Source organism: Thermosynechococcus sp. OHK43 (assembly GCF_014466085.1).
Taxonomy (GTDB): domain Bacteria; phylum Cyanobacteriota; class Cyanobacteriia; order Thermosynechococcales; family Thermosynechococcaceae; genus Thermosynechococcus.
On record NZ_JACOMP010000252.1, the window covers coordinates 1 to 4,247 of the forward strand.

The window sequence follows — 4,247 nt, forward strand, 5'->3', positions numbered from 1 at the left end:
AGGAAGCGATCCTGCTGCTCGGCTTGGATAATCGTTGAAACGGGGACTGTTTGATAAAGTTGCGGGCGGGCAACCGAGCTTCCACCACTTGCTTTGACAACCATGGTTACTAAGAGGCTCCCTTTACTTTTAGTTAACGCGCTAACTTAGATTAGAACGATTCGGGGGTGGCTCGGTATTTTTTTAAGAAATGTATAAATTTATGGGGATTTGCTGGCGATCGCCCCCAAGTTTTATGAATTTTTGTAATATTCCTTGACGGCTGCGCCTTCCCTGAATACCCATTGCTGCAACTGTCGCTGTGCTTTAACCCACTAACCCCTTAAAAGTGCTGAAAGAGGCGATCGACTTGGACGGGTAATAATTCACCATTGAGCCTGAGTTGCACCCTTTTTTCAGGAATAATTTCGCCAACCATGGCGGCGCGTTCACCCGCTGCTCCACAGAGAGCCTGAGCCAATTCTGGGGAAAGGCACAATACCAATTCAAAATCCTCACCGCCATAGAGCGCCCAGTTCAGGGCCTGCAGGCGATCGCCATAGTCCACTATCGGAATCCGCTCTGCCCAAAGAACCGCCCCCACCCCACTGGCTTGACAGATTTGCAGGACGGCAGCCGCCAGACCATCACTGCTATCCATGCCGGCAAGCCGCGGCGGGGGGACCTGTTGGCGCAGCCAGTGGACAATATCCAACCGCGGTCGGGGACGTTGATGGGCTTGAATCCATGCCTGCCGCAGTTCTGCAGGGACGGCGCTTGCCCCCTGGGGATACAAAAGGCATTCGAGACCCGCTCGGGAGGCCCCATGAACACCCGTTACAACAATGACATCCCCCACTTGAGCGCGATTGCGATAAATAATCCGTTCTGGCGGCGCACTGCCCAAGACCGTGATGCTGAGACTGAGGACACTAGAGCGACAGGTATCACCACCGATAATACTGGTGCCGTAGGCCTGAGCACAGGTAGCCATCCCTTGGTAAATGCCCTCAATTATTGCCACAGGACAGTTGCGAGGTGCTGCTAGACCCACGGTTAACCCCAAGGGCAATGCCCCCATGGCTGCAAGGTCTGATAAATTGGCGGCCAGCGATCGCCAGCCAACATCCTGAGGTGTCATGGTGACGGGGGTATCGGTCATCCCCAAACTAAAGTGCACCCCCTCAACCAGCACATCGGTACTAACAATGAGTTGTTCCCCAAGGGGTAGGGACAACACCGCTGCATCATCCCCAATCAATTCCTGGTGGCAATAGGGGCGCAGGCGGGCAATCAATTCTAGTTCGCCACAGTCGGCGAGGGTGAGCATCACTAGTCAAACATCCGAAAATAGGGGGGGCGAATGGGGGCACCGGGTTCTTTTTCCAGATCAAAGTTAATCACATCCCAGCGCTCCTCTTGGCTAGCGGGGGGGCTAAACTCAACGGGCAAGCCAAACAGGCGCAGCATTTGCGGATCTGTGGTGCCTCCCCAAGGAGTACTGCGTTCGAGGTAAGCGCAAAAGAGATCCCGATAGCGTTCGGCAATAATGACTTTGGTGGCACGGTAGCCTTGGGTGTAGAGACGATCGAGGGCATCGTGGATTTCAAAGCGAATGCCGTCGGGGTGGGTGTGCTGGCGATACCATTCGCCTTCCCAGAGACGCCAAATGCGACCGGATTGCAGGTGCATCAATTCGCCGGTTTTGGCATCTGCTTCAAAAGGGCCGTGGCGCGGGCACAGGTAAGTATCGGTGAGGGTCAGAGCGGGAATGATTTGCCGACAGTGGGGACAACGGATTTCAGGACCAAAGATCGGGTAGTGAGAGCCGGATGAGATCATGGACAGTTACCACACAGCGGCAGTAAATCCACCGCGATCGCTCTTAATTATAACCAGTTCACCTCAAGCCAGTAGGCTGAGCACGTCTTCTCCGATGAAGTTTGGGCTACCCTTAAGGGGTGACAGGTGCCAAGATAAAGAAATGGGTAAGTTGGCATTGAAGCATCAAGAATGATCCTGGGGGATGAACAGCGGGACATTTTGATTATTGGCGGCGGCACCATGGGGCTGGCGATCGCCATCGAATTGGCATTGCGGGGAGCACGGCCCACGGTTCTCAGTCGCCAGTTTCGGGAAGCAGCGCTCCATGCAGCAGCGGGAATGCTCGCCCCCCAAGCAGAAGGTTTGCCGGCAGGAGCCATGTGGAATTTGTGTACGGCAAGCCGCAATTTGTATCCCAGTTGGATTGACAAGCTCGAACAACTTACGGGGCTGGATGCGGGCTACTGGCCCTGTGGCATTTTGGCACCAGTGACCGATGAGCGACAGCGGGATCGCTCCCACCCCATGGAGCCCGACAGCCGCTGGTTGGATAGGTCTGAACTTGCAAGCTACCAGCCGGGCTTTGCGGAGAGTGTGCTAGGGGCTTGGTGGTTTCCCCAAGATGGCCAGGTGAACACACGCAACTTGGCCAAGGTGCTGGTGAGTGCGGCTCGCCTTCTTGGCATCGAAGTCATTGAGGGCATTACTGTTCAACGTTTTCAGCAAACGCCGCAGGGAGACATTACAGCGTTAGAGAGCGATCGCGGGCGGTGGTCTGCGGGGATTTACATTCTGGCCACAGGGGCATGGGCACAAAGCCTCCTGCCTCTACCCGTCACCCCTCGCAAGGGGCAAATGTTGGCACTGAAACCACCGGGGCAACCTCTGCTGAACCATGTGATCTTTGGGGATCAGCTCTATCTTGTGCCGCGTCGCTCTGGCAAAGTGGTGGTGGGTGCCACCAGTGAAGATGTCGGTTTTCAAGAAGGAACTACGGTTGCTGGCCTGCAAGCACTGCTGAACCGTGCCACCGCCGTTATTCCAGAATTGGCAAGCTACGAAGTGATGGATACCTGGTGGGGGTATCGTCCAGCTACCCCCGACGACTTACCCATTCTGGGTCAAGGACCAGCTGCTAATCTTTACCTGGCAACGGGGCATTACCGCAATGGTATTTTGCTTGCCCCAATTACAGCGAAGCTGATGGCCAACTTGATCCTGCACCAGACGGGCGATCGCCACCTCAAAGCCTTTTCCTGGCAGCGATTTGAGGCTCGATCAGAAACCGGCGCCTAGGCAGTCACCAACTCAGGGCTAGGGCGTTTGCTATTGCGAATACCGGCGATCGCAGCGGCATAGTCGGGGGCATGAAAGACGGCTGAACCGGCCACAATGGCATTGGCGCCTGCCTCAAGGACTTGCCAAGTATTGTCCACCTTGAGTCCACCATCCACCTCAATCCATGGATCTAGGCCACGCTCTTCACACAGTTGCCGTAGTCGCCGAATTTTCGGCAGCACTGCCGGAATAAACTTCTGACCCCCAAAACCGGGGTTAACACTCATAATTAGGACGAGGTCACAGACCTCCAGGACATACTCAATGAGTTCCAGAGGGCTCGAGGGATTGAGCACTACCCCCGCCTGTTTGCCCAGTTCACGAATTTGACAGAGGGTGCGATGGAGGTGGGGTGAGGCATTGTGCTCAGCATGGACAGAGATAATATCTGCACCGGCCTTGGCAAAATCAGCCACGTATTTTTCTGGCTCGACAATCATGAGGTGCACATCGAGGGGCTTTTGGGTCAAGGGGCGAATCGCCTCAACAATCAATGGCCCAATCGTGATATTGGGAACAAAACGACCATCCATCACGTCCACATGGATCCAGTCGGCTCCCGCCCGATCTACCGCTTGGATCTCTTCACCCAAACGACTAAAGTCCGCAGAGAGAATGGAGGGAGCAATCACGACGGGCTTAGCACTCATGACCAATTCATTCCGTAAATAACGTTACAGTTGTTCTCAGTGTACCGAGGGATCGCCCCCACAGCAACTGGCGGTCCCTAAGAGCACCTAAGACCACTTTGGCAACTGCCTATGCATAGCCACTACAAGCTAACAGTACATTTTATAGTAGGCAACAAAGAGCATATCTGCACCACCAGACCATCATCCAAGGGTGAGAGCCAAATGTTCAAACAGCGCACCAAGATTGTTACCATTGCAGCCGGGTGGCTAGCCTCAGCAATCAGTGGCTGTGGCTTGATGGTTACTGAAACAGAAATTACGAATCAACCCCCTGTTCCCCCCGCAGCACCTCCCACCACCCCTGAAGCCACCGCACCCAAACCCAGTGCTGCTGGCTCTGCGGTTGCCGCCCTCACCCCCCCCACCAACCCCAAAACCTACATTGAGGGGCTTTCGAATATTGGTCGCGCGAAT

The 4,247-nt window shown here is 55.0% G+C and carries 4 protein-coding genes and 1 pseudogene; 2 read left to right on the top strand and 3 right to left on the bottom strand.

All coding sequences use genetic code 11. The features are described from left to right. Positions 1-322 precede the first annotated feature (322 nt). Entirely contained in the window at positions 323-1,309 is a 987-nt protein-coding gene (gene thiL / locus H8Q75_RS10865) for a thiamine-phosphate kinase (protein ID WP_365971106.1), read from the bottom strand. Positions 1,310-1,311: 2 nt separating this feature from the next. Then, the gene (locus tag H8Q75_RS10870) at positions 1,312-1,821 is read right to left on the bottom strand and encodes a TIGR02652 family protein (protein WP_297041652.1); all 510 of its coding nucleotides are present in this window, start codon (positions 1,819-1,821) and stop codon (positions 1,312-1,314) included. A 171-nt stretch (positions 1,822-1,992) separates the two neighbouring features. On the opposite strand from H8Q75_RS10870, the gene thiO reads away from it, so the two are divergent. Next, the gene (gene thiO, locus H8Q75_RS10875; RefSeq protein WP_024125406.1) at positions 1,993-3,099 is read left to right on the top strand and encodes a glycine oxidase ThiO; all 1,107 of its coding nucleotides are present in this window, start codon (positions 1,993-1,995) and stop codon (positions 3,097-3,099) included. Here thiO and rpe read toward each other — a convergent pair. Next, positions 3,096-3,791, bottom strand: a complete 696-nt coding sequence (rpe, locus tag H8Q75_RS10880; RefSeq protein ID WP_024125405.1) for a ribulose-phosphate 3-epimerase — start codon at positions 3,789-3,791, stop codon at positions 3,096-3,098. The genes thiO and rpe overlap by 4 nt on opposite strands. A 204-nt stretch (positions 3,792-3,995) precedes the next feature. On the opposite strand from rpe, the pseudogene H8Q75_RS10885 reads away from it, so the two are divergent. Next, positions 3,996-4,247, top strand: a pseudogene (locus H8Q75_RS10885) (hypothetical protein); the annotation flags it as partial.